Raw genomic sequence first — 13,314 nt, 5'->3', positions numbered from 1 at the left:
TCGAGGTGCGAGGCGCGGGCGGGAACCCGGGCGGGGCGGTGTCCGCGCCGGCCGCGGCGGCTCGTAGCGCCTGAGGCTCAGGCGAGCGGGGCCGCGGCCGGGCCCGGTTCGGGGCGCCGGACGACATACGCCGCCAGCGAGCCCGCCGCGAACAGCGCCAGGACGGAAACGGCCGTGCCGACCCAGCTCGCGCCGAGCCACTGGCCGCCGAAGTAGCCGAGGCCCGTGCTGTAGCCCGTCCACGCCACGCCCGCCAGCGCCGACCAGGGCAGGAACTCCATCACCTTGCGATGCGCCACGCCCGCGCCGATCGAGACGATCGAGCGTCCCGCCGGGGCGAACCGCGCGATGACGACGAGGATCCCGCCGCCACGGCTGAGCGCGCCGCCGAGACGTTCCTGCGCGTTGCTCAGCCGGCGTGAGCCGGCGATGGCCCGGCCGAGCCGGCCGCCGCGCCGGGCCAGCCGGAAGGCGAAGAGATCGCCCAGTACGGAGGCGCCGGCCGCGCATGCCATCAGTATCAGCAGCGAGGGCACCTCGCGCGGCACCTGCGCCACCTTGTCGGCCGCGACGGCGACCGTGGTCGAACCGGTGCCCGCGGCGGCGGCCGTGGCTGCCGTGATCATGAGCACGCCGCTGGGCAGCACCGGCAGAAACACGTCGAGCAGTACGGAGACACCCACCACCGCGTAGATCCACGGGCTGCCGGTCAGCGACCCCAGACTCTCCAGCACCTTCTCGACTCTCCCCGCCCGGTCCCGTGGCAGTGCCGCGGTCGCAGGGAAGCGGCAGGGGCGGCTGCCGCCGTACAGCGTACGCCTGTGCGGTACGGGGAGATCGTCCGGGGCATGCGATACCGGCGGCCGGACCTCGGGGAAGGTCCGGACGCCGGCATCGAAGGTGCCCTCGCATCGGTCGAACGGGACGAACAGGTCAAGCGGTGGGGCAGATGAGACAGGTGGTGCGGGCCAGGCGGGTGAGGCGGCTGTACGGGCCGGTCCGGCGGCGCGTACGGGTCAGGCGGCCACCGCCGTACGCCGCTCCTGCCTGGCCTCCTCGCTGCCGCCGCGCGAGCCGCGGGAGGAGAACAGCTGGTCCAGCGAGAGCGCGCCCGGACCGGTGAAGACGATCAGAAGGAACGCCCAGCAGAACATCGCGGCGGGCTCGCCGTTGTTCTGCATCGGGAAGAGTCCCTCGGGCTGGTGCACGTTGAAGTACGCGTACGCCATGGAGCCCGAGGACACCAGTGCCGCTATCCGGGTGCCCAGGCCCAGCAGCACCAGTACGCCGCCGACGAGTTGGATGACGGCGGCGAACCAGCCGGGCCAGGTGCCCGCCTCGACGGTCTCTCTCCCGAAGAGGCCGAAGAGCGAGGCCGCTCCGTGGCAGGCGAAGAGAAGCCCGACCACGATACGGAACAGCCCGATGGCATAGGGCTGAGCATGGTTCAGACGTGTGTACATGGGGGGTTGTACTCCTTCGATCGATTGGTCTGGACCGATGAGAAGCTCCCCTCACGTTAGGCAGACCTAATCAATGCTTGCAAGTTCAACATTCAGCCGTGGATCATTTCGCGCCGCGCGTTCCGCTTCCCCGGCGGGCGGTGTGCGCAAGGTGGCACGTGCCACCGCGTCGGTGTCCGACAGCATCACCGAGTCGACGCCCGGCCGCGCTCCCGCGGCGGTCACCCAGTGGACCCCTTCCGTGGGCACTCCGAGGGCGAACCTCCTGGGGTGGAATTCCCCCTGGCGGTCTACGAGGTGGTACGGACGGCGTGTTACGTCCAGGCCGCCGGTTTCGTAACCGCCGACGCGGTGCGGCCGGCACTGGCCGGTCTTCAGGAGCCGCGAGAGCAGGGGGTCGCAGCTGCGCCGGAGGTCCGGTTCCGGCAGCCGGGCCTCCACCAGGGTCGTGGCGAGGACGGCCGAGCCGGGGACGTCGGGCGACTCGGCGAGGAACGCGCCGTCCGCCGTTCTGACGGTCGTCCGCGGACCGATCACATCGAGCACCCCGGCCTCGACCAGCGCGGCCATCTCCTCGATCCGGCGGCGCGGCGGACCGATGGACAGGAACGCGTTCAACGGGGTGTACCAGCGGTCGAGATGGTCGCGGCGGGAGCGGCCGGTGAGCCCGGCGTGGTCCACGATCTGGCGTATCTCGTTGCGCAGATCGCGCAGTACGTCCAGGGCCGCCTTGACCGGGCCCGTGAGATTGCCGAGCGCCGCCTCCGCCGCGTCCCGCCGCAGCCGGTCCAGCAGCCAGGCGCGGTGGTCCGCCGGATCGCGGAAGGTCTCGCCGCCGTACGGGCGTGAGATCCGGTCCCAGGACCAGCGGTCGGCGGGAGCGATCCCGGCCGCGTCCAGGACGGCGGACTCCTGGGGGCTGCCGTGGGGCGTCGCGAGGAAGCGGTCGAGGAAGTCCTCGCGGGCGCGGGCGGACGCGGTGGCGTTGATGGCGGTGCCGGTGCCGGTGCCGGTGCCGGTGGCGGTGGCGGTGGCGGTGCCGGTGCCGGTGGCGGTGGCGGTCTTGGCGTCGGGGTTGGCGTCGGCGTGCGCGGGGATGCGCGGGCCGGCGCCTGTGACGGGCGGACGGTCGAACAGGGTGGTGGCGTAGAAGACCGCCTCCACCTCCTTGGCGACCAGCGGCCATATCTCCGCGCGGAAGTCCGGCGGATCGCCCTCGTCCGCGCGCTTGCGGAAGATCGCGATCACGTCCGGCGTCAGCACCAGCGGCAGATGCCGTCCGGACGGCCCCTTCGCGTTGTCACCGCGCGCCTGGTACGGGACTCCGCGCCGCGAGCCCGCGTACAACTGCGGCTCGCGCCCGGACGGGTGGTATACGAGAACGCCGTCGGTTCCCCGGGCGAAAATGCCGCCGCGGCCGGCCGTCAGCAGCGCCATGTGGTCGAAGAAATTGAGACCGAGGCCGCGCAGCAGAACCGGTTCGCCCGGAGCGACACCCGAGAGATCGACATCCGCGGGATTCGCGGGGGGCAGATAGCGGAGCCGGTGACGCTCGGCGTACTGCGCGAGCGTCGCCTCGGTCTGGCCGGAAACCACCGGCAGATGGCCCTGGGCGAGCACGACGGCCGAGAGGCCGGAAATCGTCGTACCGTTGTCGAGAGTGAGCGTCTGGGCGGGCCGCTGAGGGGCGGACGAGCGGGATGAACCGGGTGAACCGGGCGTCGACGGGGATGAGATCGCGCCGTTTTCGACACCGTCGTCCAGCCGGACTGCGCGGGCCCGGTGGACCTCGACCGTCACATTCTCCGGCGCGTTCTCCACCGTCGTACGGAACGCCCACTCCAGATAGCGGCCGTAGCCGGCGCGGCTCGGGTAGTCGTCGGGGCCGAGCCGCTCCTCCGGGCGGGCCGCGGCCCACTCGTACAGACTCGGGCCCGGACGGATCGGGCCCTCGCACTCGACGCTCTCGTCGGTGAACACGGTCACCTGGGAGGCCACGGTGTTCATGAGCAGTTCGGCCGGCTGGTCGGTACGCCAGACACGTCCCGCGCCGGGCGGTGCGGGATCGATCAGATGGATCGTCAGCGGGATGTCCGGAGCCAGTTCCGGCACGGACGCACAGAGTCTTTCGAGGACCGAGGTGCCGCGGGGACCGGCGCCGACGACGGCGAATGAGCGGGGCTGGGGGGGCCGTACATCGGACAAAACTGTGACTCCCGGGGCATGTGGGGTACGGGAAGCGGATGGTCCGCATCATCATGCCGTTGGTGCACCGGCAGCCGAACCCTTGGGCCAAGGATCACGCCTTGTGTGAATGATCACGAAGGACCTCCCGCACCCGCCGACCCCGGCGCGGGAGCCCCGGATGTCACGGCGTCAGCACGACCGAACGGCCACACGAAGCCAAGGCCATGAGCCGCTCGCCGAACCAGGTCCGTGACGTCTTGCCGAGGCGGCGGGGCGCCTTGTCATGCGGGAATCAGCTCGGGCCGCACCGTCGCCCGCGCGCGCTCGTACAGCGCCTGGGCGTCGGGGTTCTTCAAATGCGGGCCGAGAAGACCGAACATGTCCGTCATCCGCTTGTCGATTCTCCCGGAATTCACCAGCGGATAATCATCCAGTGCGAGTCCCCATGTCCGGCACGCGGCTTCGAGGTGTCCGACCGCCAGTTGCCGCTCCGCGAGAATGGCACGCTCTTTCACTCGCGTTCGCCGATAAACGCTGTAGCGCAACTTGTCCGATTCCTGCATCGCGGAAACCGCTCCGGCCATGTCGCCCATCTCGAAACGCACTTGGCTCGTGTGGTAATTCAGTGAGGCGGGATCGTAAGAGCCGAAGACCCTCCCGCCCGACTCCGCGCGGTCCATCGCGACTTCCGCTTCCCGTAGGTACATCAGCGCGGAGCGACGATCCCCGATCTGTGCGGCAGCGTGTGCTTGCTGCCCTGCGAGAAACGCACGCATCCTGGGTCCCGCCTGCGGGGATGAGGCAGCGGCGGCATTGGCCAGCCGCATCGCGACGGGTCCCTGATTCAGGTCCACGGCTTGTACGCTCATGCCGCGGAGCGTTGTGCAATAGGTCAAATGGTCCTCCGAAGCTCCGGCGAGTTCCAGAGCCTTCAGGTAGTAGCGCTGTGCGAGTCCGTGCAATCCCTCGTCGACGGCCATGTAGCCCGTCAGATAACAGAGATCGGAGGCCGCCGACATCATCGCTCTGCGTACATTCTCCGGCCCGTCGGTCCGCAGGAAGGGTGCGACCGTATTGACGAGGAACGCTGCGGCGAGGGGCCGAGCCGTGCGGCCTCCGTGCTGATCGTCCATGGACGAGAGCTGCTCCGTCATGGCGATGACCGTTCGCACATCTGAGGTGCCCAGGCGGGCCCTTGTGCCGGCCTGCGCCGCTTCTATCCTGCCCACCACGTCCGGCCAGTCCGGGACGGTGAGTGCGACGGAAAAGAGAGCGGAGCCTATGACCCTGCGGCGAGACGGGTCCATGTCCTGCCTTCCGAGATCAATGATTCCGTCAACAGTGCCCGATGTGCTTGACGCTTCCGGCGTGGGGAAACCGGCTTCGGCCGGTGCTACGGGACGGCCCAGCCTTCGGGCGAGTGCTTCCAGGATCAGTGGTCGAGCTGATTCACGGGGCATTCCGCCCTCCAGCCACTGATGCACGGACGGGGGACGGTACTGCACCGGGGTGCCTTGCTCGGTCCCGACGCGGTTCACGGCCTGCGCGAACTGCCGCAGACTCCAACCGGTCTCGCGGAACAGTTGCTCCAACCCGCTGTTCGGTTCACTGGTGCTCACGGTTCGTTCAACTCCCCATGCACGTGGCGCTCAGCGCTTAACGCTCTTAACTCGTGCGCGCTTTCCAACAGTACCGCTCTGCGTAACCGTGCGGTTGCCTAGTGCGAGCAACGCCGAACAGTGAGAGCCGTACAGCGAAAGGGCAGACGATGGCGGACCGAGGGTTTCATCTGAGCAGCGATGCCGCCGAGTTGGTCGAACCGGTGGTCGGCTGCGAGGTGTGCGCCTGGTGGGGCAGACGGCGGGACAACGCGCGCCGCGGGATCGGTGAGAAGTCCGTTGAGCAGTGCGGGGAACAGATCGCGGCGCACCCGCATCGGCCGTCTGGGGGCTCCTGATGAAGAGACGGCTCGCCGTGCCGACTCCGGAAGCGGGAGAACTCCTCATCGGGTCAGCCGTGTTCGATCCCAGGACGGATATGCCGGGTGTGGTGGCGGGTCTCCATGGTCCGATGGTCCGTATCGTCCGCCCGTCGGGCCGTTCCTGGTATGCCACACGGATCTCGGTCCGGCCGGCAACCGACCGGGAGAAGCGCCAACTCAAGGCACTCGCCAAGCACCGCCGGAAGCAATCCGCGCTCATGGGCAGTCGGCCATGACAGGGCCGGGAGTCACTCGGGGGAGCAAACCAGTGGCAGAAGCCCCGCAGGGACGAGGTCACGTCAGGCGTCATGCATCGCGCCGTAGCCTCCTCGCGCGGATCGTGGCCCTGGTACGGACGGGTCTTGTTGCCTCCTCCGCCCTTGCCGCGTACACCACGCTCGGATGGCTGTTGGCAGTCCCGCTCACCCGCTGATTCCACCCACCATTCCTGCCGAGGAAGCGGCGGCTGCTCGGAGCGTTCACATCACGCACGATCCAACCCAAGGGATGAGACATGGCCGTCACCACGACGCACAGCCCCCATACACCCATCAGGATGACGAGCCCGCTCCGGAGCCGACCGGCCGTCCGGAGCCTGTTGGAGCCGCGGACGCTCACACCGGCCGATCTGTCCCTGGTGCTGCTTGTCACCGAGGCGCACGCCGACCGACCCATGCCCACAGTCACGGTCGGCGAGATTCCCGCCGTGGTCCGCGAGTGCGTGGCCCTCGGCATCCGCTCCGTGAAGCTGTTCGCCGAGTCCGCAGAGCGGGATGCCACCGCGGGAATCTCGTTCGCCTCCGATTCGCTGATGGCCCGTGCCATCCACGCGTGCAAGGACACAGAACCGTCCCTCGCGGTCATGACAGAAACGTGCCTGTGCTCGTACACCGTTGACGGGGTGTGCTACCTCACCGATCGGAACGGACAGCCGGATGTCTCTTCCACCGTGGAAGCAACAGCCGCCCAGGCACTGGCACACGCGGAAGCAGGAGCGGACATCGTTGGGCCGGCGTCCATGGTGCTCGGCACGGTCGGGGCCGTTCGCAGTCTCCTGGACAAGACCGGACATGAAGGGGTGTCCGTCATGCCCCACGTCATCTTTTGGTCGAGCTTGTACGACAGGTTCCGGTTGACCATGGGGGCAACTCCGAAAGCGGGGCTCAACCGAGAGTTTCAGATCAACCCGGGGAAGGCCGACCAGTTCATCGATACGGCCTTGAGGATGGAAGCCGCGGGGGCCGACATGATTCTGTTGGAGCCCGCACAGTTCACGGCCGATGTGCTCGCCACGCTCCGCACGAGCACCCGCCTGCCCCTCTTCCCGTTCTCCGTGTCGGGCGAGTACACCGCATTGACCCACATGGATTCCGAGACCGGACAGAGGGACGTACGTCTGCTGGTCGAGCTGTTCACCATGTTGAAGCGGGCGGGGGCGAGCGCGAGCGTCACCTATGCCGCGCTCGATATCGCCCGACAACTCATCTAGCCGCGAGCCCGCCTCGTACCGCGTCGAGGATCGAATGCGCGCCCTGGTCGATGAGTTCCATGGCCAGGGCCGCGCCGAGCTTCTCCGGCTCGGCGGCCGACCCGGTCAGCACCCTGGAGATCTGCTCGGTTCCATCCAGCGATGTGACTTGACCGAACAGCCTGAGTTTTCCGTTCGGGAGCCTGTCGGCGTACGCGCCCACCGGCACACTGCACCCGCCGTGCAACTCGGCCAATAGCGCGCGTTCGGCTCTTACCTGTGTGTCAGCGGCCGCATCACCGACCGTGAACAGAATCTCGCGCAGCCGGGCGGAACTCTCATCCGTACGGACCTGAATCCCGAGTGCCCCTTGCCCGGGACTCGGCGGGAAGTGGTCGAGCGGCAGCACCTCCCCGATCGCATCGTCCAGGCCGAGGCGACGAAGTCCCGCTACCGCGAGGACCACCGCGTCAAGCCCTTCCGTCCCGATCTTCTTGAGACGAGGAGGAACATTTCCTCGGATCGGGACGATGTCGAGATCGGGGCGCACCGCGAGTAGCTGTGCGATCCGGCGAGGGGCACCTGTTCCGACTTTCGCACCCTTCCGTAACCCCGCGAGAGTCGAGCCGCAGAGCGCGTCTGCCACGTCCTCGCGCCCCGGCGGAGGCAGGAGCACGAGTCCGGGAGGATTCGCGGTAGGCAGGTCTTTCAGCGAATGGACGATCACATCCACGTCACCTCGCACCAAGGCGGCTTCCTGCTCGGTGCTGAATGCTGACCCGCCATTGGCGGCGGACACACGCGACAGGGGCGACTTACGGTCCTTGTCGCCCACTTCCAGAATCACGCGGTGCGTGAAAGTGGTGTCCGGAAATCGCTTACGTAGAGGACGTAGATATTCTCGCACCTGAGCTTTGGCAAGGCTGCTCGCACGCGAGCCGACAAGATACTGAACCACGGTGATCGACCAACTCTCCGGGCCTGACGGGTTGCCATCAGATTACGGCCCGGCGCGGTGCGCATATACAGACACAGGGTCGGCACAGGCGTGATCGCCATTGCTGTTCTCGTCAGGTCTCGCCCGGGGTGTCAGGATGTCAGGGGGCGGCTTTCTATTGTTATCAGTTCTGCTTCGCCGGAGCGGGTTTGGGCCTGGGTCAGGTGGAGGTCGGCCGAACGGGCCCGGAGGGTGAGGGTCATGAGCTGGTTGCCGAACCAGGGGCCGCCGGTCTTGCGCCAGTTGACGGGTGCGGGGCGGGTGCGTGCGTGGCGGGTCAGGGCGCGGCCCAGGCGGCGTGCGCCTCGGCTCCAGCCCAGGCGGAAGCCCAGTTTGATCCAGCCGGGTACGGAGTTGTGCACCGGGGAGCAGGTGAGCTGGAGGACGCGGGCGTGCGGGGCGTCGCCGGCCGGCCAGGTGGGCTCCGCGATGTACGCGTGGTGCACGTCGCCCGACAGCACGGACACCGTCGCCGGGGCATCGGGCCCGCCGCCGGCCTCCGCGATCAGCGCGGACAGTCCGTCGAACGACTCGGGGAAGGCGGCCCAGTGCTCCAGATCGGCCGCCCTGCGCAGCTTCTCCCCGAACCGGGCCCAGCGCGGGCCGCGTTCGCCCCGGCAGAGCGCGGAGTCCCAGGACTCCACGTCGTGGATGAAGGGCGGGAGCAGCCAGGGGAGGGAGGTGCCGATCAGGAGGTGGTCGTACGGGCCCTGCCCGGAGGGGCGTTGGGCGGGCTGTTCCGCCGTGGGCCGCACCGGCTCGTCCGGTCGTCCCGCCGGCCGCGCGGCGGCGTCGCGGCCCGCCATCACCTGGTCGCGCAGCCACCGCTCCTCGCCCTCGTCGAGCATCGCCCGCTTCGACTCCTCCAGCACCCGGGCGCCGCGCGAGTCGACCATCAGCAGCCTGGTGCGGCCGAAGTCGCGCCGGTAACTCCAGCGCACACACGCCGGATCGCGGTCGGCCTCGGAGGCGAACCGGCGGAGCAGATCCGTTCCGTCGGGCTCCGCGCGTACGGCCGCGTACAGTTCGTCCGCCGCCAGTTCCTCCGGCGTCAGATTGCCGAGGTGCTGATAGACCCAGTACGACATCAGCCCGCTGAGCACCCGCTCCTGCCACCAGGGCAGCGCCCGCATGTCCGCCAGCCAGGCGGCGCTGGTGTTCCAGTCGTCGATGAGATCGTGGTCGTCGAAGATCATGCAGCTCGGTACGGTGGAGAGCAGCCACCGTACGTCCGGGTCGCCCCAGGACTCGTCGTACAGATAGGTGTACTCCTCGTAGTCCGCGACCTGGTCGCCCGGCGGTTCCGCCGGATCGCGCCGGCGCGCCAGCCGGGCCCGGGTCGCGTCCGAGGTCTCGTCCGCGTACACCTGGTCGCCGAGGAGCAGCAGTACGTCGGGCCGCTCGGCGCCGGGGTCGTGCGCCAGGCGCTTGGCGAGGGTGTCGAGCGCGTCGGGGCCGATCGGATCGGGCTCGCCGTGCGCGGGCGCGGCCCAGCGGCAGGACCCGAAGGACACGCGCAACGCGGCCCCGGGGGCCGCGGGAGCGGGGCTGTGGATCGTGCTCGGAGGGCGGGTGGAGTCCGCCGGGGGCCACACCCGTCGGCCGTCGAGCAGTACGTCGTACGCGGTGGTGGTGCCGGGCGTCAGACCGGTCACCGGAACGACCGCGTAGTGGTGCCCGGCGACATGGAACGTACGCGACATGCCGTACGCGCCGTCCGCGCACCGCACCTCCGCCGCGGCGGGCCGGTCGGTCTCGACCCATACGCTCGCCGTGCCGCCGCCGTCGAAGTCGACGTACCGCAGCAGCGGCCCCAGGCGCAGTCCGGTCATGGTTGCCCTCCTCCGTCGCACCGTAGGGTACGGAACGACGGAGGAAGGCGGGGAGGCGGTCCCGGCCGGTGTGGGGGACGGCGCCGCGCGAGCGGGCCGGGGGCCGGGACGCCATGACCGGATGCCGTGACCGGCCGGCGGTGGGGCCGTTGGCGGTGGGCCGGTGTCAGCAGCCGTTCAGGGCGCTCTGGAGCGCGCTCTTCTCGGCCGAGTCGACGCTCAGGTTGTAGTAGTACTTCACGTGCACCCAGGCGCGGACGTACGTGCAGCGGTACGCGGTGCGCGGCGGGAGCCACTCGGCCGGGTCGCGGTCGCTCTTCGACTGGTTCACGTTGTCGGTGACGGCGATGAGCTGCGGACGGGTCAGGTCGTTGGCGAAGGACTGGCGCTGCGAGGTGGACCAGCTGCTCGCGCCGGAGGTCCAGGCCTCGGCGAGCGGCACCATGTGGTCGATGTCGACGTCGGACGCGGCGCTCCAGGTGGCGCCGTCGTACTGGGAGTACCAGCTTCCGCTCGTGGCCTGGCAGCTGGAGTTCTGCGCGACGTTCGTGCCGTCGCGCTTGAGCACGACCTCGCGGGTGTCGCAGGCGCCGGACTGGGTGATCCAGTGCGGGAAGAGGTCACGGCTGTAACCGCTGGTGGAGCCCTCCGCGCGCACGGTGAGCTGGCCGAGGTAGCTACGGGCGGTGGCCGCGCTGACCGGCGTGGGCATGGCCGCCTGGGCGGAGGGCGCGGTGAGCAGGGTGGTGGCGGTGGCGAGAGCGGCGGAGGCGGCGAGGACGGCGATACGGGGCATTCGACGCGCGTAGATACCTGACATGCGAACTCCCTTGGGGTGGGGGGAAGCTGATCGGACCGTGCGGGGGTGCGACGTTCGGGCCGGGCCTTGGTGGGCCGTCGGTCCGGCCGCCATCGTGGCTGTGGCTGGTTTCCGTGGGGTGGGCGCCAGGTAACAGGGTGGCGACATGAGCACGTCACATCAAGAGGGTAAGGGCGCCGGGTAGTTCCTGACGGGTGGGCAACTCGGTTCAATCGGGGCAAAGTTGACGTGGCCGGGGTGGTGCGGTGCGCCGGGGCGCGGTCCGGCGCGCGGGCGCGAGAGGTCGGCCGGGGCCTGGGCGGCGGCCCGTCGGCGCCCGTCGACGGCCGACGGCGGGGCGTCGGTGTCGGCCGTCGGTGTCCGCCGGCGTCTGCTGGCGGGGCGTCGCGGCGTCTGTCGGCCGGGTGCCCGTCGTACGGCGAGGCTTAGGCTGGGGCCGTGCTGCTGCGGGTCGATGTCACGTTCTGGGTCGTCCTCGGGCTGCTGCTGGTCGTCGCCGTGGCCGTGGCCGCCGTCGCCCGGCTGGGGCGGGCCCGTGAGATCGCCCTCGCGGGTGTGCGGGCCGCCGTCCAACTCGCCGCGGTCTCGGCGCTGATCGGCTGGGTGGTCGGGGCCGTCGCGCCGCTGCTGGGTTTTGTGGTGCTGATGTACGCCGTCGCCGTACGGACCGCCGGGCGGCGGGTCACCCAGAACCGGACCTGGTGGTGGGCCGCCGTGCCGATCGGGGCGGCGGTGGCGCCCGTCATGGCCGTACTGCTGCTCACCGGAGTCGTACCGCACCGGGGCATCGCGGTGATCCCCGTCGCCGGCATCCTCATCGGCGGCGCGCTCACCGCGACGGTGCTGAGCGGACGGCGGGCGCTCGACGAGCTGCACGCGCGGCGCGGCGAGGTCGAGGCGGGACTCGCGCTCGGACTGCCCGACCGGGACGCCCGGATGGAGGTGGCCAGAACCGTGGCGGCGGACGCGCTGCTGCCGGGGCTGGACCAGACGAGAACGGTGGGGCTGGTCACGCTGCCGGGCGCGTTCGTGGGAATGCTGCTGGGCGGCGCGTCGCCGGTGCAGGCGGGAGCGGTGCAGCTCTTCGTACTGGTGGCGCTGCTGGCGGTGCAGGCCGTGGCGGTGAGTACGGTCCTGGAACTGGTCGCACGCGGACGGCTTCACCGGAACGTCTGAACCCGGCGTCCGGACCGGCGTCTGAACCGGGAGTCGGTCGTCCGGACCGAGGCCTGGGTGCGGCGTCCGGACCGACGTCCGGGCCCGGCGATCGAACCGGCCCCTGAACCGGGCGGCCGGGCCGGAGCCTCGCCCGGTCGCGCCGGTCACTCGCCGCCGGGCCCGAGCCTCCGGCCGTGCCGTCGGCCGCTTCGCCCCGGGCCGGGCCCGCGGCCCGTCGGCCGCTACGCCGTCGCGTGCAGCCTGATCTCTCCCGTCGGCAGCGCCTCCACGCGCAGGCCGGTCAGGTCGTGTACATGGACGTCCGGAGACATCACCGCCGCCCGCGGTCCCACACCCACCACCCGCATGCCCGCCGCCCTGGCCGCCGTGATGCCCGCCTCCGAGTCCTCCAGCGCCACGCAGTCCTCCGGCGCGAAGCCCAGCCGGGCCGCGCCCAGCAGGAAGCCCTCCGGGTGCGGCTTGCTCGCCGTGACGTTCTCGGCCGTGACCCGGGTCCCCGGCATGGGCAGGGCCGCCGCGGTCATCCGCGCCTCGGCCAGGGCCGTGTCCGCCGAGGTGACCAGGGCGTGCGGCAGCGCCGCGATGGCCGCCATGAAGGCGGGCGCGCCGGGGATCGGGACGACGCCTTCCGTGTCCGCCGTCTCCTCGGCCAGCATCCTGCGGTTGTCGGCGAGGTTCAGCTCCATGGGACGGTCCGGGAGCAGCGCCGCCATCGTGGCGTATCCCTGGCGGCCGTGGACGACCCTGAGCACCTCCTCCGGATCCAGCTCCTGCGCGACCGCCCAGCGCCGCCAGCAGCGCTCCACCGCGGCGTCGGAGTTGACGAGCGTGCCGTCCATGTCGAGCAGGAGGGCGCGGGTGGTGAGGACGGACGTGGATGTCGTGGTGGCAGCGGTGGCCGTCATCGGCGGACTCCAGAGCGCGGGGCGGGAACAAGCGGGAGCGGTCGGGACGAGGTTGGCACGGGGGTGAGGGAGGTGCGGCGGTGGGGTCGTGATCGCCGGCGGGCGGCACGAAGCGGGCGGAGGGGCGGCGGGCAGTCGGCGGCGGGCAGACAGAAGCGGCTCCGCCCGCCGGTCAGGGTGTACGGGCGGAACCACTTTGTTTCGACATTATACAAAGAGGTTCAGTGCCGTCGACCGTGTCCCTGGGTCTCGGCCTCCAGCGCGCGTCTGGTGTTCGGTCCGTAGACGCCCTCGGGATCGCCCTCGACGCCCCTGTACGACTGGTAGACGCGTACCGCGCCCTCGACGCGCCGGTCGTAGCGCCCGTCGGCCGGACCGCGGAACAGCCACACCTCCCCCAGCCGGTTCTGGAGTTCCACGACCCCGGGGCCGGAGTCCCCGGGACCGAGCGAGATGCCCTCCGGTGTGGGCGACGGCAGCCG

General features: G+C 70.4%; 11 protein-coding genes. 2 read left to right on the top strand and 9 right to left on the bottom strand.

Features of this window, described 5'->3' with window-relative positions; genetic code table 11:
• Positions 1-77: 77 nt before the first annotated feature.
• From BFF77_RS14440 to BFF77_RS14425, 4 genes are all read right to left on the bottom strand, one after another.
• Positions 78-734 carry a DedA family protein gene (locus tag BFF77_RS14440; protein ID WP_066948856.1) on the bottom strand — a complete coding sequence of 219 codons (657 nt, stop codon included), beginning with the start codon at positions 732-734 and terminating at the stop codon, positions 78-80.
• A gap of 282 nt (positions 735-1,016) precedes the next feature.
• On the bottom strand, positions 1,017-1,463 hold the full coding sequence (locus BFF77_RS14435; protein ID WP_066948853.1) for a DoxX family protein: 447 nt from the start codon (positions 1,461-1,463) through the stop codon (positions 1,017-1,019).
• Between the two features lie 66 nt (positions 1,464-1,529).
• Positions 1,530-3,668, bottom strand: coding sequence for an FAD/NAD(P)-binding protein (locus BFF77_RS33265; protein ID WP_079125150.1), 2,139 nt, complete (start codon positions 3,666-3,668; stop codon positions 1,530-1,532).
• Positions 3,669-3,931: 263 nt separating this feature from the next.
• Positions 3,932-5,269 carry an NsdA family TPR-like regulatory protein gene (locus BFF77_RS14425; RefSeq protein ID WP_079125149.1) on the bottom strand — a complete coding sequence of 446 codons (1,338 nt, stop codon included), beginning with the start codon at positions 5,267-5,269 and terminating at the stop codon, positions 3,932-3,934.
• A gap of 876 nt (positions 5,270-6,145) precedes the next feature.
• On the opposite strand from BFF77_RS14425, the gene BFF77_RS14420 reads away from it, so the two are divergent.
• Entirely contained in the window at positions 6,146-7,120 is a 975-nt protein-coding gene (locus tag BFF77_RS14420) for a hypothetical protein (protein ID WP_079125148.1), read from the top strand.
• Here the strand turns inward: BFF77_RS14420 and hemC are convergent.
• From hemC to BFF77_RS14405, 3 genes are all read right to left on the bottom strand, one after another.
• Entirely contained in the window at positions 7,113-8,057 is a 945-nt protein-coding gene (gene hemC / locus BFF77_RS14415; RefSeq protein WP_066948848.1) for a hydroxymethylbilane synthase, read from the bottom strand. The genes BFF77_RS14420 and hemC overlap by 8 nt on opposite strands.
• A 131-nt stretch (positions 8,058-8,188) precedes the next feature.
• Positions 8,189-9,928 carry an alkaline phosphatase D family protein gene (locus tag BFF77_RS14410; RefSeq protein WP_066948845.1) on the bottom strand — a complete coding sequence of 580 codons (1,740 nt, stop codon included), beginning with the start codon at positions 9,926-9,928 and terminating at the stop codon, positions 8,189-8,191.
• Positions 9,929-10,094: 166 nt separating this feature from the next.
• Positions 10,095-10,748, bottom strand: coding sequence for an HNH endonuclease family protein (locus tag BFF77_RS14405; protein WP_066948843.1), 654 nt, complete (start codon positions 10,746-10,748; stop codon positions 10,095-10,097).
• A 438-nt stretch (positions 10,749-11,186) separates the two neighbouring features.
• On the opposite strand from BFF77_RS14405, the gene BFF77_RS14400 reads away from it, so the two are divergent.
• Positions 11,187-11,924, top strand: coding sequence for an ABC transporter permease (locus tag BFF77_RS14400; protein ID WP_066948840.1), 738 nt, complete (start codon positions 11,187-11,189; stop codon positions 11,922-11,924).
• Positions 11,925-12,148: 224 nt separating this feature from the next.
• Here the strand turns inward: BFF77_RS14400 and BFF77_RS14395 are convergent, their stop codons facing one another.
• On the bottom strand, positions 12,149-12,832 hold the full coding sequence (locus BFF77_RS14395; RefSeq protein WP_066948837.1) for an HAD-IA family hydrolase: 684 nt from the start codon (positions 12,830-12,832) through the stop codon (positions 12,149-12,151).
• A 221-nt stretch (positions 12,833-13,053) separates the two neighbouring features.
• Positions 13,054-13,314: peptidoglycan-binding domain-containing protein (locus tag BFF77_RS14390; RefSeq protein WP_245703416.1), on the bottom strand; the 261-nt coding region annotated here is incomplete at its 5' end.

Source organism: Streptomyces lushanensis (assembly GCF_001700515.1).
GTDB lineage: Bacteria > Actinomycetota > Actinomycetes > Streptomycetales > Streptomycetaceae > Streptomyces > Streptomyces lushanensis.
Note: the sequence above shows the minus strand (reverse complement) of the source record. Positions and strands in the feature narration are given on the sequence as shown.

Excerpts from the sequence above, each read along its gene's own strand:
- BFF77_RS14435 (WP_066948853.1), bottom strand. The coding sequence starts at position 1,463 with ATGTACACACGTCTGAACCATGCTCAGCCCTATGCCATCGGGCTGTTC.
- BFF77_RS14420 (WP_079125148.1), top strand. The coding sequence starts at position 6,146 with ATGGCCGTCACCACGACGCACAGCCCCCATACACCCATCAGGATGACG.
- BFF77_RS14410 (WP_066948845.1), bottom strand. The coding sequence starts at position 9,928 with ATGACCGGACTGCGCCTGGGGCCGCTGCTGCGGTACGTCGACTTCGAC.
- BFF77_RS14405 (WP_066948843.1), bottom strand. The coding sequence starts at position 10,748 with ATGTCAGGTATCTACGCGCGTCGAATGCCCCGTATCGCCGTCCTCGCC.
- BFF77_RS14395 (WP_066948837.1), bottom strand. The coding sequence starts at position 12,832 with ATGACGGCCACCGCTGCCACCACGACATCCACGTCCGTCCTCACCACC.